Source organism: Pseudomonas sp. XP1 (genome assembly GCF_053557675.1).
In genome coordinates, this window is sequence record NZ_JBNRIJ010000031.1 from 14,740 (window position 1) to 36,603 (window position 21,864).

A 21,864-nucleotide genomic window follows, 5' to 3' on the forward strand; every position below is an offset into this window, starting at 1 on the left:
CCCCTCATGCTCTCGCCGATACGCCCCCGGCTGTACCCCCATCGCCTTGGCAAACGCCCGGGTAAACGCCGCCACCGATTGATACCCCGCCTGCGCCCCCACCTGCTCCACGGTATGCCCCGCCCGCAGCAACTGGCTGGCATGGCGCATGCGCAACGCCAGCAGTACTTGCCCCGGCGACTGCCCCGCCAGCTCATTGAAACGCTTGAAAAATGCCGACCGCGACAACCCGGTGCAGGCGGCCATGCTTTCCAGTGTCCATGCTTGCCCTGGTTGCTCGATCAACTGCTCCAGCAACCCGGCAAACGCCGGTTGCCGGGCGAGGGCGACCAGCCCGCCCAGCGATTGCCCGGCATGCACCTGCTGGCGCAGCACATACAGGAACAACAAGTGCGTCAGCCGCTCCAGCAGCGTCTGTGACGGCCCGGCGGCGCGCCGGCATTCCTCCAGGATCAGCTCGAACAACGCCCGCGCCGCATGCCCGGCCGGTTCATCGGCGCGCAGCAATATCCAGTCAGCCAAGCCCTCGACGATCAGCGCCGACAAGCCCGGCCTGAAATGGAAGAAACCACATACCAACCCCACGCCATCGACCGCGTCGGCGTCCATGGCCTGCATGTGTTGGCGCGGCTGGGCGCAAGCACTGGCCGGGTCCTGGTCGCTGGCCAGGCGATAGCCGAGATCGCGCAGCAGGAACACCGCATCGCCGGCCTCCAGACGCAGCGCCTCGGGCTGGCCATCGATGTGCAGCCAGCAATGCCCTTGCACCACCAGGTGGAAGCTGGCCCGGCCCATGCCTTCGGTGCTGGCGTGCCAGCCGCCGCAATAGCGGCCAACATGGAACAGGCTGGCATCGAGCTCCAGGCCCTCTAATAACCAATCGACAAGATGGCTGGACGAAATCATCTAATGCAAAGACTCAAGAGCAAGGAAAGGCGACTGATGAATATGGAGGGTAGTTCTTATAACCAACAGACTGTAGCGACACCCATCAAAAGGAGACCACTCCATGTCCTCGCGCATTACTTTACACACGCTGCAGAGCGCCCCGGAAGCGGCTCGTCCGTTCCTCGAGAACGCCCAGAAGAATTCCGGCTTCATCCCCAACCTGCTGGGCGTGCTGGCCAATGCCCCGGCGGCACTGGAAACCTACGTGACCGTTTCGGCACTCAACGGCAAATCCGAACTGAGCCTGGCCGAGCGTGAAGTGGTGCAGTTGATTGCAGCCACCCAGCATGGCTGTGACTTCTGCGTGGCCGGCCACACGGCTGTGGCCCTGAACAAGGCCAAGCTGCCGCAGGAGGTGGTCGATGCCCTGCGTGCCCGTGGCGAGCTGCCCGATGCCCGTTATGAAACCCTGGCTGCGTTCGCCCGCGAAGTGATCGCCACCCGTGGCAATGTCAGCGAACCCACTTACCAGGCCTTCCGCGCAGCCGGTTTCAGCGAGGGCAATGCCCTTGAGGTGATTCTGGGTGTGAGCCTCGCAACCCTGTGCAACTTTGCTAATGTGTTCGCCCAGACGCCGCTCAATGACGAGCTCGGCAAGTACCGCTGGCAACCTTCTGCTTGATCCGCGTGCGATACCGGTCGTAGCGCGATCGTTGTAGGAGCGGCCTTGTGCCGCGAATGGGCCGCCAAGCGGCCCCGGCGTTTTCAAAGGAGCAAGACCATGCAAGATTGTGCATTTCGACACTGGCTGGATGCCAATGCCGAGGCCATTGACCGGGGCCAGTGCGAGCCGCAGCTGGTGCTGGCGCAAATCGCCGAATCGCAACTGCTGCGTGTCGGTGTCGACCCGGCCTTGGGCGGCGCCGGTGGGCAGGTAACCGACGCGGTCGAGGCCATCGCCGCAATCGCCAGCCGCTCGCTGGCAGCGGCGTTCGTCTGCTGGGGCCAGCGCGCCTTCATCGAATACCTGTTGCACAGCCCCAACCAGCCCCTGCGCGAGCAGCTGTTACCGCGCCTGCTGACTGGCGAACTGGCTGGTGCCACCGGGCTGTCCAATGCCATGAAGTTCCTGTCCGGCATCGAAGCGCTGCAGGTTCGAGGGCGCCCGCAAGCCGATGGCTGGCAGTTGGAAGGGCGCCTGCACTGGGTGACCAACCTGCGCAAAAGCGGCTTCGTGGTGGCTGCGGCTATCGAAGACGAAACCGGTGGCGCACCGTTCGTGCTGGCCATTCCGTCCGACGCACAGGGCCTGGAGCGTTCCGACGACCTGCAACTGATGGGCCTGCAGTCGAGCAACACCGCTGCACTGGCCTTCCACCAGGTGCAATTGCAGCGTGGCTGGTTGCTGCACGAAAATGCCCGCGAATTCCTGCCCCGGGTACGCCCGGCGTTCCTGGCGCTGCAGTGCGGCATGGCCATTGGCCTTGCGCGGCGGGCGTTGGCGGAAGTGCAGGCACACCTGCATGGCCGTGCCTCGTTCCTCGACGAAGCACGCCAGGTGCTCGGCGAGCGCCTGGAAAATACCGTGAGCGAGCTCAAGCAGGGCCTGCTCGATGGGCGCTTCCAGCAGCAGCCAGCAGCCTTGTTCAAGCTGCGCATCACCCTGGCCGAAAGCGCGGCCGACGCCGTGCAACTGGAGTTGCAGGCCAGTGGTGGCAAGGCCTACCTCAGCGAGTATGGCGAAGGCTTTGCCCGCCGCTGGCGCGAGTCGGCCTTCGTGCCGATCGTCACGCCCAGCCTGGTGCAACTGCGCGCCGAACTGCAACGCCAGGCGGGCGCGGCATGAGCCAAGTGTTGCTCGAAGCCCGCGACATCAGCCTGGGCTACCCGCGCGAGGGGGGCTGGCAGGCGGTGCTGGCGCAGTTCGACCTGCAGCTGGCCCCCGGCGAAGTGGTGACCATCCTCGGCCCGAGCGGGGTCGGCAAGTCCAGCCTGTTGCGGGTACTGGCCGGCCTGCAGCAGCCCCGCGGTGGCAGCGTGACCCTGCACGGCCAGCCGCTGCAAGGCCCGCACCCACGCCTGGCGGTGGCCTTCCAGGACCCGAGCCTGTTGCCCTGGTTGAGCCTGGAGAAGAACGTCGCCTTCGGCCTGGACTTCGCCCGTCAGCCAAAAGTTGCCGCCGCCGAGCGGCGCGCACGCATCGACCATGCGATTGCCGCCGTGGGCCTGGCCCATGCTCGCGGCCAGTACCCGGCGCAGTTGTCCGGCGGCATGGCCCAGCGCACCGCGCTGGCCCGCTGCCTGGCTCGTCAGCCCGAAGTGCTGTTGCTCGACGAGCCGTTCGGCGCGCTGGATGAAGTGACCCGGGCCGACATGCAGCAGCTGCTGCTGCAACTGATCGCCACCCACAACACGGCGGCGGTGCTGATCACCCACGATATCGACGAAGCCCTGCTGCTGTCCGACCGCGTTCTGCTACTGGGCAACCACCCAGCGCACACCCTCGGGCAGTGGCACATCGACCTGCCGCAACCACGGACGCAGCGGGTCGAGGAACTGGGCGCCTTGCGCATCGAAATCCTCAAAACCCTTCGGCGGGCAAGCCGCACAGTCGAACCTACCCCAACCCCGTTGCCCTCGGAGGCTGTCCATGTGCATGGATGACTGCTGTTCCTCTTCTTCGCGTCGCGATTTCCTCAAGCTCGGCGCCATGCTCACGGCTGCCGGTGCGCTGCCGCTGCTGTCGAGCCTGCAAGCCCGTGCCGCCACCGAGCCGGACGCGCCGGTGCGTATCGGCTACCTGCCGATCACTGACGCCACGCCGCTGCTGGTGGCGCACAACAACGGCCTGTTCGAGGCCGAAGGCATCAAGGCCGAGCGCCCGGTGCTGCTGCGCAGCTGGGCGCAGGTGATCGAGGCGTTCATCTCTGGCCAGGTCAACGTCATCCACTTGCTGTCGCCGATGACCGTATGGGCCCGCTACGGCAGCAAGGTGCCGGCCAAGGTGGTGGCCTGGAACCACGTGGGCGGTTCAGGCCTGACCGTGGCCCCGGACATCAGCGACATGAAACAGCTCGGTGGCAAGACCGTGGCCATCCCGTTCTGGTACTCGATCCACAACGTGGTGCTGCAACAGATGCTCAACGACAATGGCCTGACCCCGGTGTCGAAGCCTGCCAATGCGCCGCTGGCTGGCAATGAAGTCAACCTGCTGGTATTGCCGCCGTCCGACATGCCACCAGCGCTGGCCAGCAAGCGCATCGCTGGCTATATCGTCGCCGAGCCATTCAACGCCCTGGCCGAGAACCTCAAGGTTGGCCGCGTGCAACGCTTTACCGGCGATGTGTGGCGCAACCACGCCTGCTGCGTGGTGTTCATGCACGAGCACGACCTGAACAACCGCCCGGAGTGGTCGCAGAAGGTGGTCAACGCCATCGTCAAGGCGCAGCAATGGACCCGTGATCACCGCGCCGAGGCCGCCGCATTGTTGTCCAAGGCCGGCCCCAACAAGTACACCCCGCATGAACCTGCGGTGCTCGGCAAAGTGCTGGCACCGGCCGCCGAGGACCGTGCCGGTTACATTGCCAGTGGCGCCATTCGCCACCAGCAGTGGGACGAAAGGCGCATCGATTTCCAGCCTTACCCGTTCCCCAGCTACACCGAAGAGCTGGTCAAGCGCCTGAAAACCACCCTGATCGAGGGTGACAGCGCGTTCCTGGCCGGCCTGGACCCGGCACAGACCGCCCGCGACCTGGTCGACGACCGCTTCGTGCGCAACGCCATCGCCAGCGTTGGCGGGCCGTCGGTGTTCGGCATCGGCGATAACTTCGAGCGTAGCGAGGAGTTTGCGGTCTGATGCGCACGCATTTCGTTCATGCCGGCCTGGGGCTGGCTGGGTTGCTGGGTTTGTTGCTGTTGTGGTGGGCCGGTGTCGCGTTGTTTGGCCAGGCCGATGGCCTGTCGGCGCGCTTTTCGCCGGCAGCGACCCTGGCCAGCCTGGTCGAGTTGCTGGGGCAGGGCGAGGTGTACGGGCATATCTGGGTCAGCCTCAAACGTATCCTGGTAGGGCTGCTGCTGGCGCTGCTGATCGGCGTGCCGCTGGGCTTGCTGGTGGGCAGCTACCGGCACCTGGAGGCTGCGACCACGCCGGCGTTCCAGTTCCTGCGCATGATCTCGCCGCTGTCGTGGATGCCGGTGGTGGTGATGCTGATGGGCGTGGGGGACCAGCCTATCTACTTCCTGCTGGCGTTTGCCGCGTTGTGGCCGATCCTGTTGAACACGGCGGCCGGGGTAAGGCAGCTGGACCCACGCTGGTTGCAGTTGAGCCGCAGTTTGAGTGCCACGCGCCGGGAGACCTTGTGCAAGGTGATTGTGCCCGGGGTGATCGGCCATGTTCTGACTGGCGTGCGTCTGGCCATCGGCATCCTGTGGATCGTGCTGGTGCCGTGCGAAATGCTCGGGGTGAGTGCGGGGCTTGGGTATTTCATTCTCGATACCCGCGACCGGCTGGCGTATTCCGAGCTGATGGCGATGGTGCTGCTGATCGGGGTGCTGGGGTTTGTGCTGGATGCCCTGGCGCGTGGGCTGCATCGGCGTTGGGTGCATGGCTGAAGGGCCGGTGGGGCTTCTTCGCGGGCTTGCCCGCTCCCACAGTTTGGCTTTGTGAAATCCTGTGGGAGCGGGCGAGCCCGCGAACAGGCCCTTTGATCAATGCACGGTCTTGCGCTGCCGTACACACTCCTGGGCCTGGGCGGTCAGTTCGTCCAGCCGCTCATCCCGCATCTGTTCCGCTTCGATCATCGCATCCTCACCCTGCTGGTTGAGCAGGTAGGTATGGATCTGCATCACTTCCGCCGTCTGGTAGATCGGCGCAATATCCAGCCTCCCGATCAGCGCGCCGCTAGCCCGCCCGGTACTGCTCATCAGTACCTGCGGCCCATTGGCGGCCACCACCTGCATGCCCATCGCCTCGAACCACGGTACCTGGCTGGCAAAGGCATTCAGCTCGACGCAGGCATGGCGTGCCTGCAGGTCGCCCAGCAGGGCGCGGGCGATGCCCTGGCGACGATGGCTGGCGCGCACGGCGAGGAACGCCAGGGCGCACGCCTGGTCATCGTCCTCGGCCGGCAGTGACAGGGCGAACCCCAGCAATTGGTCCGGTGCCTCGGCATCCAGCGCCAGGGTCAGCGCCACGGCCAGGCCGCGGGTGCCGTCCAGTGCTTGCAGGTACTGGTGCACCTCCATGCCGACGCCATACTGGTACAGCGGGTACAGCGGGTTGTCGGCGCAGATGGCGACACTGCTCAGTTCGCCGACATTGTGGATCACCAGTTCGCGGATCTGGTTCTGGAAAGATTCAGGCGGCACGCTGTCGAGGCGGCTCAGGATGAACATCGGGGTGCGGGCTCCGGCGGGTGGATGGACGGCCCGCGCCGTGCGGGCGCGGGCTGCACAGTCTAACCGGTTTTGCCGATCAGCCTTGTACCTGCAATGCACCGAGCATCAGGTCGAGGTTCTGCACCGCCGCACCGGAGGCACCTTTGCCAAGGTTGTCGAACACTGCGGTCAGCAGCACCTGGCCATGCTCGGGGTTGGCGTAAAGCGCCAGGCGCAGGTCGTTGCTGTCGTTCAACGCCTCGGGGTCGAGGTTCGGCGCTGCGCCGTGCTGGTGCAGGGGCATCAGCTGGACATGGCGGGCACCCTGGTAGTGCTGCTGCAGGCAGGCCTGCAGCTGTTCGGCACTGACCTGGCCGGGCAGCAGGCGCAACTGCAGCGGGATGCTCAACACGATGCCTTGGCGGTAGGCACCGTAGCCGGGCATGAACATCGGCCGCGCCGACAGCCCGGCGTGCTGCTGGATTTCCGGCACGTGCTTGTGTGCCAGCTCCAGGCCGTAAAGTTGCAGGGCTGGGGTTTTGCCGACGGCGGGCTGTTCATGCCGTTCGACTGCGGCGCGGCCACCGCCGGAATAGCCGGAGATGGCGTGGATGTTCAGCGGGTAATCCGCTGGCAGCAGGCCGGCCTTGACCAGTGGGCGCAGCAGGGCGATGGCGCCGGTGGGATAGCAGCCGGGGTTGCTGACGCGCTTGCTGTGCGCGATGCGCTCGGCTTGCTGCTCGTCAAGCTCCGGCAGGCCATAGACCCAGCCTGGGCTGGTACGGTGCGCGGAGCTTGCGTCGATCACCCGCACCTGCGGGTTGTGGATCGCCGCCACGGCCTCGCGGGCAGCATCGTCGGGCAGGCACAGCAGGGCGATGTCGGCATTGTTGATTGCCTCGCGGCGGCGGTGCGGGTCTTTGCGCTCGGCTTCGGGCAGGGTCAGCAGGCGCAGATCGCTGCGGCCTTGCAGGCGGGCATGGATCTGCAGGCCGGTGGTGCCTTGGTCACCGTCGATGAAGACAACAGGGGTGTGCATGGTCAAAGTCCGATCGGGGAGGGATGGCCTATGCTCGCTTGTGGCTCTGGTAAAGAAAATTTGAATATGATGATCGAGATATTCATCTTTCCTGAACGAGTTGGCCCATGCGCGAAATCAGCCTCGATCGCCTCCGCACCCTGGTGGTCATTTCAGACCTGGGCTCCTTTGCCGAAGCCGCCCGCCAGCTCAACCTGGCACCGCCCACCATCAGCCTGCACGTGGCCGAGCTGGAGGCGCGCATCGGCGCCTCGTTGCTTACCCGCACCCGCGGCCAGGTGCGGCCCACGGTCATTGGCGAAACCCTGCTGGCCCGTGCCCGCCGCCTGCTGGCCGACGCCGACCTGGCGCTGGATGAAGTGCGCCGGCAGGTCGAGGGCCTGACGGGCCGGGTGCGCCTGGGTGCCTCCACCGGCGCCATCGCCCACCTGCTGCCGCAGGCGCTGGAGCACTTGCGCACGGTGCACCCGGGGATCGATGTGCAGGTACAGGTGCTGACCTCCCAGGCCTCGTTGGCGCGCTTGCGCGAGGGCACGCTGGATATCGGCCTGGTGGCCTTGCCGCAGGTTGCCGGCAAAGGGCTTGCGGTTACGCCCTGGCGGCGTGACCCGATCCTGGCCTACGTGCCGGCCGACTGGCAGCCACCGGCCAGGGTCACGCCGGCCTGGCTGGCGCAGCGGGCGTTGATCCTCAACGACAGCAGCACCCAGCTTTCGCGGGTGACCGGCGAGTGGTTCGCGGCAGCGGGGTTGTACCCCGAGCCGCGAATCGAGCTGAACTACAACGATGCGATCAAGAGCCTGGTCGGGGCCGGGTATGGGGCGACGTTGCTGCCGCAGGAGGGGGCGTCGGCCGAGCTGGACCGGCGCATTGCCCGCCGGCCGCTGCGGCCGGGGTTGTGGAGGCAACTGGGCATTGCCTGCCGGGAAGGGCAGGTGGAGCTGGCCACGGGGTATGTGTTGCAGTCGCTGGAGCGGTTGCGTCAGTAGGGGCTGCACAGCAGCCCCTGGGGTCACCCTCGCTCTCGGGCCCGCACTGCGGTCACTGTCTCTCCACCAACCCCCCAGTTATCGGTCGGCACCTCTTCGATCACCACGAAGGTACTGGCCGGCGGCTTGCCCAGCACCTGCTGCAGCATGCGGGTCGTCTGTTCGATCAGCTGGCGCTTGTGCTCAGCGCTTACGCCTTCATCGGTCACGCGGATGTGAACATAGGGCATGGTTCTCGCTCCTCTGTCAGTGCCAGGTGCCAGCGGTGCTACCGCCATCCACCGGCAGGATCACGCCACTGACGAAGCGTGAGTCGGCCAGGTACAACACTGCATCCACGACATCCTGCGGCGAGCCGGTGCGGCCACTGGGTGACAGCACGCCCATGCCTTGTGTGTTGCCGCCATGCAGCGGTGTGTCGATGATCCCAGGTGCAACCGCATTCACCTGCACGCCGCTGGCTGCCAGTTCCAGCGCCAGGCCTTTCACCGCCTGGTTCAGGCCGCCCTTGACCAGTACCGGCAGCAGGGCTGGCACGCGGGTATCCGGTTGCAAGGCGATGGAGGCGGTGATGGCGATGATCTGCCCATGCCCTTGCCTGGTCATGACCCGCGCCGCTTCCTGGGCTGGGTAGAAGAACCCCTTGAGGTTGGTGCCGACCAGAGCGTCGACATCGGCTTCGCTGTACTCGGCAAACGGCTTGGCAATGAAGATGCCGGCGTTGTTGATCAGCAGGTCGACCCCGCCAAAGGCTTGCTCGGCGCTGGTGAACAGTTGCTGCGCCGTGTCTGGCTCGGCGATGTCGCCAGCCACGCCGATGAAGCGCGAAGGGTTGCCGAGGCGGGCTGCGGCTTGCTCCAGGCGGGCCTGGCTACGGGCGTTGCCGACCACGTTGTCGCCGCGTTCGAGGAAGGCCTCGGCCAGGGCGAAACCCAGGCCGCTCGAGGCCCCGGTAATGATGACGGTGCGTGGCGTGTTCATGTGCATGATCTCCAGTGAAGTGAGCCAGGGGCTCGGTGTGAAGCCACTGTAGGTTGCAATAAGCACTTGAAAAATGAGGAGCTCGGCATTTCAATCGATACATCATGTAATCAATCGAGCCGTCATGACCCGCCATTTCGATGACCTGCAACTGGGCAGCCTGGAGCTCTTCTGCCTGGCCGCCGACAGCGGCAGCTTCACTGCTGCGGCCACGGAGGCCGGTGTTACGCCGGCGGCAGTCAGCCGCAGCGTGGCGCGCCTGGAAGAGCGTCTGGGCGTGCGCCTGTTCGTCCGCACCACCCGGCAGATGCGCCTGTCTGCAGCCGGCCAGGCCTATTACCAGCAATGCCGGCAAGCACTGGGGCAACTGGTCGAGGCCGAGCGCCAGGTCACGGGCGGGCAGGTCGAGCCGAGCGGCCGCCTGCGTATCAGTGCACCCACGCCCTATGCTCATCACCGGCTGTTGCCGCTGCTGCCGAGGTTTCGCCAGCGCTACCCGAAGGTGCAGGTGGATGTGCATGTCAGCAACCGCAATGTCGACTTTGCCGAGGAGCCGTTCGACCTGGCCATTCGTGGTCGCGAGCCGGCCGATTCGCGGCTGGTGGCGCGTCGCCTGGAAGATGCCGAACTGGTGGTGGTGGCCACGCCGGGCTACCTGGCCCGTGCCGGCACGCCACGGACACCGCACGATTTGCTGCAACATGAGTGCATCCAGTTCGAACTGCCCAGCAGTGGTCGACGCCCGCCGTGGAGCTTCCGCCAGGATGGCCAGCAGGTGGAGATCGAAACCCAGGGTGGGTTCACCTGCCTGGGCGACTTCCTCGCCACCGCCACGCTGGTGCGCCATGGCGGCGGGCTGATGCAGGCTTACCGCTTTACCGTGCAGGACGCACTGGCCAGCGGCGAACTGGTGGAAGTGCTCGCCGAGTTTGGCGGCACCTCGCGGCCGTTCATGCTGATCTACCCCCAGGCCCGGCACATGCCGCTGCGGGTGCGGGTGTTCATCGATTTCCTGTTTGCCGAGGGGGCATAGCCCCCGGGCTGAAGCGAGGCGCCGGGGCGTATGGCCGACTATGCTGTTTGCTGCGTCGAGCCAATGTCATCTCGACGACCCTTCAGGTTTTCCAGGAGAACGCTCCATGAAATCCACGAAATGCATACCTTTGCTGGTGATTGCCTCGGTCCTCAGTTTTGCCGCACACGCAGACCCGGCGAGCAACTGTGCGGCCAAGATCAAGGAGCTTGAAGAAATTCAGAAGACTGATGGCCAGGCACTGCACGGTGGCATGGCGCACGACTATCACGAGTTGTTGAAGCAGGCCAAGGAAGGGCAGGCTGCGAATGACATGAAAAAGTGCCAGGCCTCCGCTGACCGGGCGAAGACCATCTACAACAAGGCGCGCGGGAAGTAGCTGCAGTCCTGCACTGGCCTCTTCGCGGGCTCGCCCGCTCCCACAGGTACTGCACAGGCCTTGAGCCTGTTGGAAATCCTGTGGGAGCGGGCAAGCCCGCGAAAAGGCCAGTGCAGGAAGGCCCAGTCAGAACCAGCGATCGTTCTTCCGGCGCCCACGGGTCAGCGCCGGCAGAATCAGCCCCGCCAGCAAGCCCGCGCCGGCGATGCTGCCGCCATACACCATGTAGCGCATCATCACCTGCTTGTTCTCGTCCCCCAGGCGGGCCTGGGTATCGCGCAGCTGCGACTGGCTCTGGTCGAGCTGTTCATTCAGCGCCTTGTTGCGCGCCTCCAGTTCGTCGATCAGTTTCTTGCGTGAGTCCAGGGTTTCCTGCATGCCCTGTACGCGGTTTTTCCAGCTGTCGTCGATGTTCTTCAACTGCCCGGTCAGGTCCGCGACCTGGGCATCGAGCTGCGGCAGGCGCTCGCTCTGGCCTGGCACCGACTGCAGATCGTTGCTGAGGATCCACACCACATCGCCGTTCTGCCCGCGCACCTGGCTGTAGTTGCCTTGGCTGCCGATCAGGGTCAGCTTCTGCCCGGACTTGAGCGTGCCGACAATGCGGTGGCCATCGGTGGGGCCGCTGCGCACGTAGGTGCTCAGGCTGTCGCTGACCCAGCGTGCATCGCTGGCAGGCTCTTCGGCGTGCACCGGTGCGGCAAGGGCCACCAAGGTGGCGATCAGGCCGCCGCGCAGGGCAGTGAGGGCGGAAGCATTCGGGCGGGAATCGGGCATGTTGGGTCTTCGCTGAAACAGGACAAAAGTAGGCCCGGTGACTGGGCCGATGAACCGGTCGGTGGGTTGACCGTCAGCGAAAGACCGTTTTTTTGTAAGCAGGTTCACTACCTGATGTCGGAAATGTCTGCAGGATGTTGCAAGGCTTCAACCGGCGACTGTGAGACTAGACTCAAAGGCTCACACCCTTTCATGGAACAAGACCATGACAGCCAAGAACACAATCTGCCTCTGGTACGACAACGACGCCGAGGAGGCCGCGAACTTTTACGCCAGCGTCTTCCCTGACACGACAGTGATAGCGGTGCATCAGGCACCTGCTGATTATCCATCCGGGAAACAGGGTGACGTGATTACCGTGGAGTTCAGCGTCATGGGTATTCCCTGCGTGGGCCTCAACGGAGGCAAGGCCTTCACGCATTGCGAGGCGTTTTCATTCCAAGTCAGCACCGAGGACCAGGCCGAGACCGACCGCTTGTGGGATGCCATTGTCGGCAACGGCGGGGAGGCCAGCGTCTGCGGCTGGTGCAAGGATAAATGGGGGATTTCGTGGCAGATCACCCCGCGCATCCTCATCGAAGCCATCGGCCACCCCGACCGGGCGGCGGCCAAGCGGGCGTTCGATGCCATGATGCAGATGGGCAAGATCGATGTGGCCAGGATAGAGGCGGCGTTGAAGGGCTGACCATGGCAGTGAAGGCATCTTGATCGGGGGCTGCGCAGCAGCCCCCGATTCCACAAACTTGCCAGGTCAGTTGCCGGTCACTTCGGCCTCTGCCGACGCCGGCTTGGTCGAAGTCTTCTTCTCCTGCACCACGATGTAGAACTCTTCGCCATGCTTCACCGCGCCATACAGCACGGCCTTCTCGATCAGTTCGTTGCCGCGCAGGTGGCGCAGCATCATCGGGTCCTTGCGCAGGTCGCGGTACAGCGCCAGGCACAGCAGCACCATCACCACCACGAACGGCAGGGCCACGACGATGGTCAGGTTCTGCAGGCCGGTCAGCGCCTCGCCGGGGTCGCGCGGGTCGCCAATCGCCAGCATGATTGCCGCAACAGTACCGGTAAGTGCGCCCCAGAAGATCACTGTACGTCGCGATGGCGTGGTGGTGCCATGCTCCGACAGCGTGCCCATCACCAGCGAGGCCGCATCGGCACCTGAGACGAAGAAGATGCCCACCAGCACCATCACCAGCACCGATGTCACCGAGGCCAGCGGGTAGCTTTCCAGCAACTGGTACAGCGCGTGGTTGCTGTTGACCGCACCGTTGGCCAGCTGGAAGGCGCCTTCACGCAGGGCGTCGATACTCGCGCCGCCAAAGATGGTGAACCACACCAGGCTGACCAGGCTCGGTACCAGCAGCACCCCGGTAACGAACTGGCGGATGGTGCGGCCGCGGCTGATGCGGGCGATGAACATGCCCACGAACGGCGTCCAGGAAATCCACCAGGCCCAGTAGAACACGGTCCAGCCGGCCAGCCAGCTGTTCATCTGCTCGCCGCCGCTGGCGTTGGTGCGGGCCATCATTTCCGGCAGCATCTTGACGTAGATGCCGATCGAGGTTGGCAGCAGGTTGAGCATCAGCAGGGTCGGGCCGACGATGAACACGAACAACGCCAGCACCAGCGCCAGTACCATGTTGGTGTTGGACAGCCACTGGATGCCCTTGCCGATGCCCGACACCGCCGAGGTGACGAAGGCAATGGTCAGCAGGGTGATTATCGATATGTAGAACAGCTTGCCGGGGCTTTCGATCCAGCCGTTGTATTCCAGGCCACCGGCGATCTGCAGCGCGCCCAGGCCCAGCGAGGCTGCCGAGCCGAACAGCGTGGCGAAGATCGCCATCATGTCTATCAGGCGGCCGAGCGGGCCGTTGGCATGCTTGCCGATCAACGGCCGGAAGGCGGCGGAAATCAGCTGCGAGCGGCCGCGACGGAAGGTGCCATAGGCAATCACCAGGCCGACGATGGCGTACATGGCCCAGGGGTGCAGCGTCCAGTGGAACAGCGTGGTGGCCATGGCCACCTGCATCGCTTCACTGGACTGCCCGGTGGCCGTCCCTGGCGGTGGCGACACATAGTGCGAAAGCGGTTCGGCAACGCCGAAGAACATCAGACCGATGCCCATGCCGGCGCTGAACATCATCGCCACCCACGACACCGTACGGAATTCCGGCTGTTCGCCATCACGGCCCAGCGGGACCCGGCCGTAACGGCTGGCGGCCAGCCACAACACAAACACCACGAACAGCGTGGAGGTAAGCACGAAGAACCAGCCGAAGTTGAGAATGACCCAGGATTGCGCGCTGGAGGCGCTGGTGGCGAGGCTGGCCTGGTTGAGGAAGCCCCAGAGGACGAAAGCGATAGCCAGGAGGCTGGTGAAACCAAAGACGATCCAGTCGAGCTTGCCCTCGAAACGCCGGTCCTGGCGTGCTTCTGCGGTTTTCGAGGGGTCCGTCACGCCAAGGTCGAGCGTTTCGGTGATGTGTTCCTTTGCCATGAATGATGAGGCCCCTTTCTGGCTTACCTGCTGGTGCAGGCTTGTAGTTTTGTGTGGGCTACCGAGTTCGATGACTGCCTCGGCGGGGAGATTGCTGGCTGGATTATCCTGCGCGCGAAACGGCGGCTCCTGTCCCGATTACGCCCCGGGGCGTCCATTACGCGACCTGCCAACTACTTTTAGTTCTGGGGGCGATGGCCCTTTCTGCTTCGCGTTCTGGTAACCTGATGGGCATTCCCCGGGCCTGCACATCCGAGCACCGTAGAAGCGTTGCTGCTTGTGGGCCTGGCCGTACCAGGAAACGGAGATTCGTCCAAATGGCCACTGACCGTGTGAGCCTGATTCATTTCGATAAATTGAGCATGAGCCCTGCCGCTGCCGATCGGTTCCAGAAAGCCCTCGACGCGCTGGAAGCGCTCAAGCTGCAGGACCGTTACGTGTATCTCATCGCTCCTTATCTGGGTGACATCGCTGACGCCTCCGACCCCGAGCAACTGGCCACCGCCCTGGAACAGGGCTTGCGCGTGGTCGACGAGCTGCTGGCTGCCAGGTCGGTCAGCAAGGTCAAGGCCGAAGAAGTGTGCCAGGTGTTCCACCGCGCCGCTGAGCGCGCGCAGGCAGAAATGCCTGGCTGAGTGGCGGCATGGCCAAAGACATCGACAACCCCTGCGTCTCGCTGTGCCAGCTCAACAGCGAGTTGTGCGTGAGCTGCGGTCGCACCCGTGACGAAATCCGCAAATGGCGGGGCATGAAGCGCCCCGAGAAGATGGCCACCGTGCAGCGGGCGGCAACGCGGATGAAGGCTATCGCCAAGAAGGCGGCCAAGCGGCAGAATGCCGACTGAACCTGCGCACCCTGCGCGCGGCCTTTCCTGATTGTCTGACGAGCCTGAAAATGGATTCTCACTCGCTGTTTGCCTTTACCCTGGTCGCTGCCATCGCGATCGCCAGCCCCGGCCCTGCCACCCTCATGGCCATCAACAACAGCCTGGCCCATGGCCAGCGCAGCGCGATCTGGTCGTCGCTGGGCAATGGCTCGGGCCTGTTCTGCCTTTCGGCAGCTGCCATGCTGGGGCTTGGCGCGCTGTTGGCCAGTTCCGAAATGCTGTTCAACGCCGTGAAGATCCTGGGGGCGGGCTACCTGTTCTACCTGGGGGCGCGGCAATTGCTGAAAAAGAGCCCGATGCTGGCGCAGGGCGCCGCAGAGGGTGTGGCCAAGGTCCGGCCCACGCCGCTGAAGCTCTACAAGTCAGCCTTCCTCACGGCAGTGACCAACCCCAAGGCGACCATGTTCTTCACCGCACTGTTCCCGCAGTTCATCGACCAAGGTGCGGCGTTGCTGCCGCAGTTCCTGATCCTGACCGGAATATTCGTTGCGTTGTCGCTGGTTTCGCTGAGCCTGTATGCCGCATTGGCGGCGCGGGCCAAGGGCGTGCTGACCCGGCCGTCGTTGTCGCGCTGGGTGAGCCGGGTGGTGGGCACCACCTTTATCGGTTTTGGTGCGGCGATCCTGGCGATGCGCCGGCAGGGGGCCTGAAGTACGAGGGGCGCTCCCCGCTGGCCGATAAATGGCCAACCTGATGGCCATGCATGGTCCAGACTGTCTACAGCACGCACAGAGGGGTGCTGCAGTCGACCACAGGATGTGGCAGCCTTTGGCCACCGCTCCAGGTCTGCGGAGGTCACATGTGCCGAGGGTTGTCGATGATCGAGCGCTGCTTTCGCCACGCTTTGCTGTTATTGCCGTGCCTGCTGCTGCCGCTGGTGGCGGTAGCGCACGAGGAATGCCGGCGGCTGACTGCCACCGGTAACCCGGAATACCCCCCCTACCTGTGGCGCGATCCGCAAAACCCCCAGCAACTGATCGGTGCCAATGCCGACCTGCTCAAGTACCTGGGCGAGCAATTGGGGTTGGAAATCGAGGTGGTCTACGGCGGGCCGTGGTCGCGCGCCCAGGAAGAGGTACGCACGGGCCGGATCGACCTGATGGCCGGGTATTTCCTGACCAAGGTCCGCCAGCAACAGATGGACTTCATCACCCCGGCATTTCTGCATACACCCAGCGTTATCTGGGTGCGCCAGGACAATGCCTTTGCCTACCGGCAATGGGCCGACCTGAAGGGCCGCAAAGGCGGCACGCTGGTCAACAACAGCCACGGCCAGCAGTTCGACGATTACGCCAGGACCAACCTCACCCTCGAAGCGGTACCTGGTGCCAGGCAGGCATTCGAGAAGTTGATGCACAAGCGCAGCGATTACGTGGTGTACGAGCAGTATCCCGGCTTGGCGCTGGCGCGCACATTGGGGATTGCCGACACTTTGCAGGTGCTGGAACCACCGATATCCAGCGAAGGGTTGTACCTGGCGCTGTCGCATGATTCGCCCTGCAACCAGCCGCAGCTGCGTGAGGCACTGGCGAAGGAGATGGAAAAGATCGTTGCCGGTGCGTTGCCGGAGCAACTGCTGCAGCAAAACCTGGAGCGTTGGCAATAAATAGCAGCCTGGTATGCGCTCCTACAGGGACCGGGCCAGCTGTTCGGCTTCCTTGGCCCGGGTCACACTGACTGCGCCGGGCAGGGTGACATCGTTCTTCGCAGCGAGGATCTCGGCCATGACGCTGACGGCAATCTCGGCCGGGGTCTTGCTACCGATATAGATGCCGATAGGACCGTGCAGGCGCTGCAACGACGCTTCGCTTTCGCCAAAGTGTTCGATCAGCCGCTCGCGGCGCAGCTGGCTGTTGCGCCGTGAGCCGATGGCACCGATATAGAACGCCGGGCTGTGCAGGGCTTCGAGCAGGGCCAGGTCGTCCAGCTTGGGGTCGTGGCTGACGGCGACGATTGCGCTGCGCAGGTCCGGGGCGAAGGCGCGGACCACGTCGTCCGGCATGCCGGCCAGGTGGTTGACGCCGGCAACGTTCCAGCCTGCCGTGTACTCGGGGCGCGGATCGCACAGTGAAACGCTGAAGCCATTGAACAGGGCCATGGTCGCCAGGTATTCGGCCAGCGCGCCGGCACCGATCAGCAGCAGGCGATAGCCGGGGCCCAGGGTGCTGAGCATGTGCCGGCCATCGAAACTGAACAGTTCGGGCGTGGTGGTGGCGGTAAGGTTGGTCTCCCCGCTGCGCAGGTCAAGCCCACGGCGTACAAGATTGCCGCCGTCGAGGTCGGCGAGCAGTTGCTCCAGGTGTGGCAGCGACGGGGCGAATTCCAGCACCAGTTCGAGGGTGCCGCCACAGGGCAGGCCGAAGCGGTGTGCCTCATCGGCACTGACGCCATAGCGCACCACCTGGGGCAGGCCGCCGGGCATGCCGGGGCCGCCGTAGGCGCTGGTGTAGCGGTGGATGAGGTCGTCTTCGATGCAGCCGCCGGAGACACTGCCGACCACACGGCCGTCGCTGCGCAGGGCCATCATCGAGCCGACCGGGCGGGGGGAGGAGCCCCAGGTGCGGGCGACTGTAGCCAGCAAGGTGCGGTGGCCGGCGGCGAGCCAGTCTCGGGTGGTGCGCAGGACCAGCAGGTCGATGCTTTCCATGGGTACTCCGGTACAGCCACCAAATTTCAGCGCATGTGCAAAATGATCGGGCTACTGCTGGCCGGGTCGGTATGCCCACGCAACTTGCCCACCGCCTGCGGATTCACCGCGCCACCATGGTTCCCCCAGGCACTGCGCACGAAACCCAGCACATCGGCAATTTCCTGGTCACTCAATTGCTCACGGAAGGCCGGCATGCGATACGCATCGGGCAACCCGGCCGTCACCACCCGCTGCGAACCATTGAGGGTGATATTGATCGCCGAGGCGTCTTCCTTGGCCAGTGCCGAAGTAGCGCCTGCCAAAGGTGGCATCCATTCGGCCTGGCCCTTGCCATCCAGGCCGTGGCACGACGCACAGCGGGTTACATAGGTATGCCCCCCAGGGCTGTCGAGCAGCGCGGCCGTCGTTTCGGCCTGGTACTGCCACGGCGCACCGTCGCGTTGCGGGTCGCCGGGCAGCGACTTCAGGTAGCGGGCGATGGCGGCCAGGTCGTCGTCACTCATGAATTGCGTGGAGTTGTTGAATGCCTCGGTCATCGAGCCGAATACCACCGCATGCCGATTGCGGCCGGTCTTGAGGAACTGCGCGATCTCGGCCTCGCTCCAGCGACCCAGCCCGGTGTTGGGGTCGGCACGCAGGCTCGGTGCATACCAGCCATCGAGCAGGGCACCAGCGAGGAATGGCTTGCCGCTGTCATCCAGGGCCTTTTCGTTGAAGGCCAGGCCGCGCGGCGTATGGCAGCTGCCACAGTGGCCAGGGCCCTGGACGATGTAGGCGCCGCGGTTCCACTGCGCATCCTGCCCGGCCTGATCGGCGTACGGAGCGGTGGCGGCGAACAGGCCGTTCCACATCGCAATGGGCCAGCGCCAGTTCAGCGGCCAGGGAATGTCGCTGGCAAGGTTGGCTTGCTGCACGGGTTGCACGCCGTGCATGAAGAAGGCATACAGCGCCTTTACATCGTCATCGCTGAGCTTGGCGTAGGACGGGTAGGGCATGGCCGGGTACAGCCGCCGGCCACCGGGCGCGACGCCTTGGCGCACGGCACGGTCGAAGTCGGCCAGGCTGTAGCCACCGATGCCGGTGCTGCGGTCGGGGGTGATATTGGTGGCGTGAATCGCCCCCAGCGGGGTGGCCATTTCCAGCCCGCCAGCGAACGGTTTGCCGTCCGGCAGGCTGTGGCAGGCCACGCAGTCGCTGAGGCGGGCCACGTACTCGCCACGGCTGACCAGCGCCGGGTCGGCAGTGGTGGCCTGCACATCGGCAAATGGCGAGGCGGGCTCGCGGGTGACGTACCAAGCCAGCAGGCCTGCCGCGACCAGGCACGGCAGCGCCAGCCAGCCAGCAGTTCTTGCGAAACGATGGGTCATGGGGCGTCCTTGTCTGCTCAGCTGAAGGTATGGCGGCTCAATGGCAGGCTGCGCACGCGCTGGCCGGTGAGCTGCGCGACTGCGTTGGCCACCGCCGGTGCCACTGCGGGCAACGGTGGCTCGCCGATGCCGCCCATCTTCGCCCCGCTTTCGACAATGCGCACGTGTACCCTGGCCATGCGCGACGGCGGCAGGATCGGGTACAGGTCGTAGTTGCGCGCGCGCGGCTTGCCATCCACGTACACCGCTTCTTCCAGCAGTGTCTGCGACAGGCCCAGGGCGACGGCGCCGTTGACCTGATGCTCGATGATCGCCGGGTTGACGATGCTGCCCGGGTCGATGGCCTGCCAGATGTCGTGCACCTTGACCTGGCCATTCTCGATCGACACCTCGGCAATGACCGCTGCCTCCGAGCCGAACGGCGAGGCCATGGCCACGCCACGCGCCCGCTTGCTGCCATCCTCGGCGGTGAACGGCCCACGCTTCCAGCCGCCGGAAAGCTCTGCGACGGCCTGCAACAGGTTGGTCAGGCGCTGGTTGTCGCGCAGCAGGTGCAGGCGCAGTTCGAACGGGTCCTTGCCGCCTTTGTCGGCCAGCTCGTCGAGGAACGATTCATAGAAGAAGTCGTTCAGCGAGTTGCCCACCGAGCGCCAGTAGCCGAGCATGGCCGGGCCTTTTACATAGATCTGCGCGATGCGCTTGTTGGCGATGGCGTAGGACTTGCCCGACAGCCCTTCGAGCGCGGTAGGGTCGAGTTTTTCGCCTTGCTTGCCAGCGATGGCTTCGGTCGGGCCTTCGGTGGCGCTGACTGCTTCGAGGGCCACCGGCAGGCCATCGGCATCCAGCCCGGCGCGGAACTTGACCACGGCGACCGGGCGCAACACATCGCGGAGGAATTCCTCTTCGCGGCTCCAGATGAGTTTCACCGGCCGGCCGACCGCCTTGGCCAAGGCAATGGCCTGTGGATAGGGATTGGCCGAGTCGTACAGGAAGTGGCGGCCAAAGAAACCGCCCAGCAACGGCGAATGCAGGGTGATCTGCGCCGGGGCCAGGCCGGTGCGTTTGGCAATGTCGTCACGGAACATGTCCGGCGCCTGGTTGGGCAGCCACACTTCCAGGCTGCCGTCCGGGTTGAAGCGCGCCAGTGCCGACGGCGGCTCCAGCTGTGCGTGGTTGAGGTACTGGTTGTGGTAGGTTGCTTCGACTCGGGTCTTGGCACTGGCCAGCATACCGGCCACGTCGCCCTGGTTTTCGTCGTCGCGCGCCGGGCCCGTGACCGTGGCCAGGTGCTCGCGCCAACCATCGCTGGAGAAATCGGCCGGCATCGGCCGTACCGGGCTGTCGGCCGCGGGCTCCTTCCAGTCCACCTGGATGGCTTCGACCGCGCGCTTGGCGTGCCACCAGCGTTCGGCAACCACCGCCACGGCACCCGGCAGCTGATGCACCGAATGCACGCCTTTCATGGCCTTGACCTGGTCTTCGTTGCGCAGGCTACCGACGGTCATGCCCAGGCGTGGTGCGTGCTGCACGGCGGCGTGGAGCATGCCGTCGACCTTGATGTCGATGCTGTATACGGCCTTGCCGGTGGACTTGTCGTGGGCATCCAGGCGACGTACCGGTTTGCCGATCCAGCGAAACTGGCTGGGGTCGCGCAGCTTGACGCTGGCTGGGTCCGGTACTGGCAGGTCCATGGCGCGCCCGGCCAGTTCACCGTAGGGAATGGAGCGGCCAGTCGTGGTATGTACCACATGGCCCGGCGTGGTGGAGAGTTCTTCGACCGGCACGCCCAGCTGCTCGGCGCCCGCCTGCAGCAGCATGGCCCGGGCGAGGGCGCCCAGGCGGCGCATGGTCGGGTAGCTCATGCGCACCGACATGCTGCCGCCGGTGATGCGCATGCCGTTCTCCATCACTACATAGGCTTCGCCGGGCGGCGCGCTGTCGACCACGAAATTGGCCGGGTCGACGTCCAGCTCTTCACCCACGATCTGCGCCATGGCGGTGAAGGGGCCTTGGCCACCTTCCATGAACGGGCTGAGCAGGCGCACTTTGCCGTCCGGTCGGATCTCCAGAAACGCCGGCACCTGCGTGCCGCGCTCCGGGGTTGCGGCGGCGGCTGCCTGCACGCGGGCCGACCCCATGGGCAGGCCGAAACCCAGCACCAGGGCACCGACAGCCGTGCCGGCAAGAAAGCGCCGACGCGACAGGTTGACCGTTTCGCCCAGTTGCAGCCTGAGCAGTTCGGCGGGGGTATCGACTGGTGTGTTCATCAGGCCTTCTCCCCTTGGGCCAGCTCATGCATGGCGGCATGGATGGCGTTGTAGGTGCCGCAGCGGCACAGGTTGACCATGGCGGCCTCGATCTGGGCGTCACTGGGCTTGGGCGTGTGCTTGAGCAGCGCCGTGGCCGCCATTACCTGGCCGGACTGGCAGTAGCCGCACTGGGCCACCTGGTGCTCGACCCAGGCTGCGACCACGCGTTTGCCGACGGCATCGGCCTCGATCGCCTCGATGGTGGTCACTTCGCGCCCGACCACGCCGGCCACCGGGGTGACGCAGGCGCGCACCACGTTGCCGTCCACCAGCACCGAACAGGCGCCGCACTGGGCCAGGCCGCAGCCATACTTGGTGCCGGTCAGCCCCAGGTCGTCGCGGATCACCCACAGCAGGGGCGTATCGGCGTCTGCCTCGACCTGGTAGGTCTTCTGGTTGATGCGTAGTTCCATGGTTCACCTGCCCGTCAACGGTTGCTGTCGCTTGGTTTCTTCTGATCGGGGAATACGGTGCTCCCCAGTGCAGAAACGCTAGCACAGCGGGGTGACCGCTGGTCTGTTGGCGGGCGCAGGTTCAGAGGATCAGGCAAGCAATTCGGTGAAATGCGCAAGCGGCGATGTGCGCTATCGCCTGTAGGAGCGGCCTTGTGTCGCGATGGGGCGCGCAGCGGCCCCAGGGCAGCATGCAGTATCGTAAGGGGCCGCTTTGCGGCCCATCGCGACACAAGGC

At 65.2% G+C, this 21,864-nt stretch carries 24 protein-coding genes; 13 read left to right on the forward strand and 11 right to left on the reverse strand.

Going from position 1 to position 21,864, the window contains the following annotated elements; translation table 11 throughout:
* A partial coding sequence (locus tag ACK1U9_RS20920) for an AraC family transcriptional regulator (protein WP_449110153.1) occupies window positions 1-906 on the reverse strand: 906 nt, incomplete at its 3' end.
* 103 nt (window positions 907-1,009) lie between these two features.
* Between ACK1U9_RS20920 and ACK1U9_RS20925 the strand changes: the two genes are divergently transcribed.
* The 5 genes from ACK1U9_RS20925 to ACK1U9_RS20945 all read left to right on the forward strand — a co-directional run bounded on the left by ACK1U9_RS20925 (window position 1,010) and on the right by ACK1U9_RS20945 (window position 5,499).
* Window positions 1,010-1,570 (forward strand): carboxymuconolactone decarboxylase family protein, encoded by a 561-nt coding sequence (locus ACK1U9_RS20925; RefSeq protein WP_085599111.1) that lies wholly within the window; start codon window positions 1,010-1,012, stop codon window positions 1,568-1,570.
* Between the two features lie 99 nt (window positions 1,571-1,669).
* Window positions 1,670-2,734, forward strand: a complete 1,065-nt coding sequence (locus ACK1U9_RS20930; protein ID WP_196172832.1) for an acyl-CoA dehydrogenase family protein — start codon at window positions 1,670-1,672, stop codon at window positions 2,732-2,734.
* The gene (locus tag ACK1U9_RS20935) at window positions 2,731-3,552 is read left to right on the forward strand and encodes an ABC transporter ATP-binding protein (protein WP_108480606.1); all 822 of its coding nucleotides are present in this window, start codon (window positions 2,731-2,733) and stop codon (window positions 3,550-3,552) included. The genes ACK1U9_RS20930 and ACK1U9_RS20935 overlap by 4 nt, the downstream gene beginning before the upstream one ends.
* Window positions 3,539-4,744: an ABC transporter substrate-binding protein gene (locus ACK1U9_RS20940; RefSeq protein WP_153670819.1), complete on the forward strand. Its 1,206-nt coding sequence runs from the start codon at window positions 3,539-3,541 to the stop codon at window positions 4,742-4,744. The genes ACK1U9_RS20935 and ACK1U9_RS20940 overlap by 14 nt, the downstream gene beginning before the upstream one ends.
* Window positions 4,744-5,499, forward strand: coding sequence for an ABC transporter permease (locus tag ACK1U9_RS20945; RefSeq protein WP_108480604.1), 756 nt, complete (start codon window positions 4,744-4,746; stop codon window positions 5,497-5,499). The genes ACK1U9_RS20940 and ACK1U9_RS20945 overlap by 1 nt, the downstream gene beginning before the upstream one ends.
* Window positions 5,500-5,595: 96 nt before the next feature.
* Here the strand turns inward: ACK1U9_RS20945 and ACK1U9_RS20950 are convergent, their stop codons facing one another.
* On the reverse strand, window positions 5,596-6,282 hold the full coding sequence (locus ACK1U9_RS20950; RefSeq protein ID WP_108480603.1) for a GNAT family N-acetyltransferase: 687 nt from the start codon (window positions 6,280-6,282) through the stop codon (window positions 5,596-5,598).
* Window positions 6,283-6,361: 79 nt separating this feature from the next.
* Window positions 6,362-7,303: an N-acetyl-gamma-glutamyl-phosphate reductase gene (gene argC, locus ACK1U9_RS20955; RefSeq protein ID WP_108480602.1), complete on the reverse strand. Its 942-nt coding sequence runs from the start codon at window positions 7,301-7,303 to the stop codon at window positions 6,362-6,364.
* 107 nt (window positions 7,304-7,410) lie between these two features.
* Between argC and ACK1U9_RS20960 the strand changes: the two genes are divergently transcribed.
* On the forward strand, window positions 7,411-8,292 hold the full coding sequence (locus ACK1U9_RS20960) for a LysR family transcriptional regulator (RefSeq protein ID WP_196172830.1): 882 nt from the start codon (window positions 7,411-7,413) through the stop codon (window positions 8,290-8,292).
* A gap of 23 nt (window positions 8,293-8,315) precedes the next feature.
* Here the strand turns inward: ACK1U9_RS20960 and ACK1U9_RS20965 are convergent, their stop codons facing one another.
* Together ACK1U9_RS20965 and ACK1U9_RS20970 are read right to left on the reverse strand one after the other, a co-directional pair.
* Window positions 8,316-8,522 carry a tautomerase family protein gene (locus ACK1U9_RS20965; protein WP_061551649.1) on the reverse strand — a complete coding sequence of 69 codons (207 nt, stop codon included), beginning with the start codon at window positions 8,520-8,522 and terminating at the stop codon, window positions 8,316-8,318.
* Window positions 8,523-8,538: 16 nt separating this feature from the next.
* Window positions 8,539-9,273, reverse strand: a complete 735-nt coding sequence (locus ACK1U9_RS20970) for an SDR family NAD(P)-dependent oxidoreductase (protein WP_108479848.1) — start codon at window positions 9,271-9,273, stop codon at window positions 8,539-8,541.
* Window positions 9,274-9,397: 124 nt separating this feature from the next.
* Between ACK1U9_RS20970 and ACK1U9_RS20975 the strand changes: the two genes are divergently transcribed.
* Window positions 9,398-10,306, forward strand: a complete 909-nt coding sequence (locus ACK1U9_RS20975; protein ID WP_196172829.1) for a LysR family transcriptional regulator — start codon at window positions 9,398-9,400, stop codon at window positions 10,304-10,306.
* 106 nt (window positions 10,307-10,412) lie between these two features.
* Complete coding sequence (locus tag ACK1U9_RS20980) at window positions 10,413-10,685, forward strand: hypothetical protein (RefSeq protein WP_085599090.1); 273 nt, start codon at window positions 10,413-10,415, stop codon at window positions 10,683-10,685.
* 126 nt (window positions 10,686-10,811) lie between these two features.
* Here ACK1U9_RS20980 and ACK1U9_RS20985 read toward each other — a convergent pair whose 3' ends face one another.
* Window positions 10,812-11,462, reverse strand: a complete 651-nt coding sequence (locus ACK1U9_RS20985) for a TIGR04211 family SH3 domain-containing protein (protein WP_046615460.1) — start codon at window positions 11,460-11,462, stop codon at window positions 10,812-10,814.
* Between the two features lie 205 nt (window positions 11,463-11,667).
* On the opposite strand from ACK1U9_RS20985, the gene ACK1U9_RS20990 reads away from it, so the two are divergent.
* Complete coding sequence (locus ACK1U9_RS20990; RefSeq protein WP_015270715.1) at window positions 11,668-12,147, forward strand: VOC family protein; 480 nt, start codon at window positions 11,668-11,670, stop codon at window positions 12,145-12,147.
* A gap of 66 nt (window positions 12,148-12,213) precedes the next feature.
* Here ACK1U9_RS20990 and ACK1U9_RS20995 read toward each other — a convergent pair whose 3' ends face one another.
* The gene (locus ACK1U9_RS20995) at window positions 12,214-13,962 is read right to left on the reverse strand and encodes a BCCT family transporter (protein ID WP_046615459.1); all 1,749 of its coding nucleotides are present in this window, start codon (window positions 13,960-13,962) and stop codon (window positions 12,214-12,216) included.
* A 317-nt stretch (window positions 13,963-14,279) separates the two neighbouring features.
* On the opposite strand from ACK1U9_RS20995, the gene ACK1U9_RS21000 reads away from it, so the two are divergent.
* The 4 genes from ACK1U9_RS21000 to ACK1U9_RS21015 all read left to right on the forward strand — a co-directional run bounded on the left by ACK1U9_RS21000 (window position 14,280) and on the right by ACK1U9_RS21015 (window position 16,454).
* Window positions 14,280-14,597, forward strand: a complete 318-nt coding sequence (locus ACK1U9_RS21000; protein WP_046615458.1) for a hypothetical protein — start codon at window positions 14,280-14,282, stop codon at window positions 14,595-14,597.
* A gap of 8 nt (window positions 14,598-14,605) precedes the next feature.
* On the forward strand, window positions 14,606-14,806 hold the full coding sequence (locus ACK1U9_RS21005; protein ID WP_012271937.1) for a DUF1289 domain-containing protein: 201 nt from the start codon (window positions 14,606-14,608) through the stop codon (window positions 14,804-14,806).
* 50 nt (window positions 14,807-14,856) lie between these two features.
* Window positions 14,857-15,498, forward strand: a complete 642-nt coding sequence (locus tag ACK1U9_RS21010; RefSeq protein WP_025338811.1) for a LysE family translocator — start codon at window positions 14,857-14,859, stop codon at window positions 15,496-15,498.
* Between the two features lie 167 nt (window positions 15,499-15,665).
* On the forward strand, window positions 15,666-16,454 hold the full coding sequence (locus ACK1U9_RS21015; RefSeq protein ID WP_085599086.1) for a substrate-binding periplasmic protein: 789 nt from the start codon (window positions 15,666-15,668) through the stop codon (window positions 16,452-16,454).
* Between the two features lie 21 nt (window positions 16,455-16,475).
* Here the strand turns inward: ACK1U9_RS21015 and ACK1U9_RS21020 are convergent, their stop codons facing one another.
* The 4 genes from ACK1U9_RS21020 to ACK1U9_RS21035 are packed head-to-tail and all read right to left on the reverse strand — an operon-like array spanning window position 16,476 to window position 21,587.
* Complete coding sequence (locus tag ACK1U9_RS21020; protein ID WP_322492670.1) at window positions 16,476-17,495, reverse strand: XdhC family protein; 1,020 nt, start codon at window positions 17,493-17,495, stop codon at window positions 16,476-16,478.
* A 26-nt stretch (window positions 17,496-17,521) separates the two neighbouring features.
* Complete coding sequence (locus ACK1U9_RS21025; protein ID WP_449110154.1) at window positions 17,522-18,865, reverse strand: c-type cytochrome; 1,344 nt, start codon at window positions 18,863-18,865, stop codon at window positions 17,522-17,524.
* 17 nt (window positions 18,866-18,882) lie between these two features.
* A complete protein-coding gene (locus tag ACK1U9_RS21030) occupies window positions 18,883-21,132 on the reverse strand; it encodes a molybdopterin cofactor-binding domain-containing protein (protein WP_449110155.1) in 2,250 nt (749 codons plus the stop codon).
* Window positions 21,132-21,587, reverse strand: coding sequence for a (2Fe-2S)-binding protein (locus ACK1U9_RS21035; protein ID WP_046615453.1), 456 nt, complete (start codon window positions 21,585-21,587; stop codon window positions 21,132-21,134). The genes ACK1U9_RS21030 and ACK1U9_RS21035 overlap by 1 nt, the downstream gene beginning before the upstream one ends.
* Window positions 21,588-21,864 lie beyond the last annotated feature (277 nt).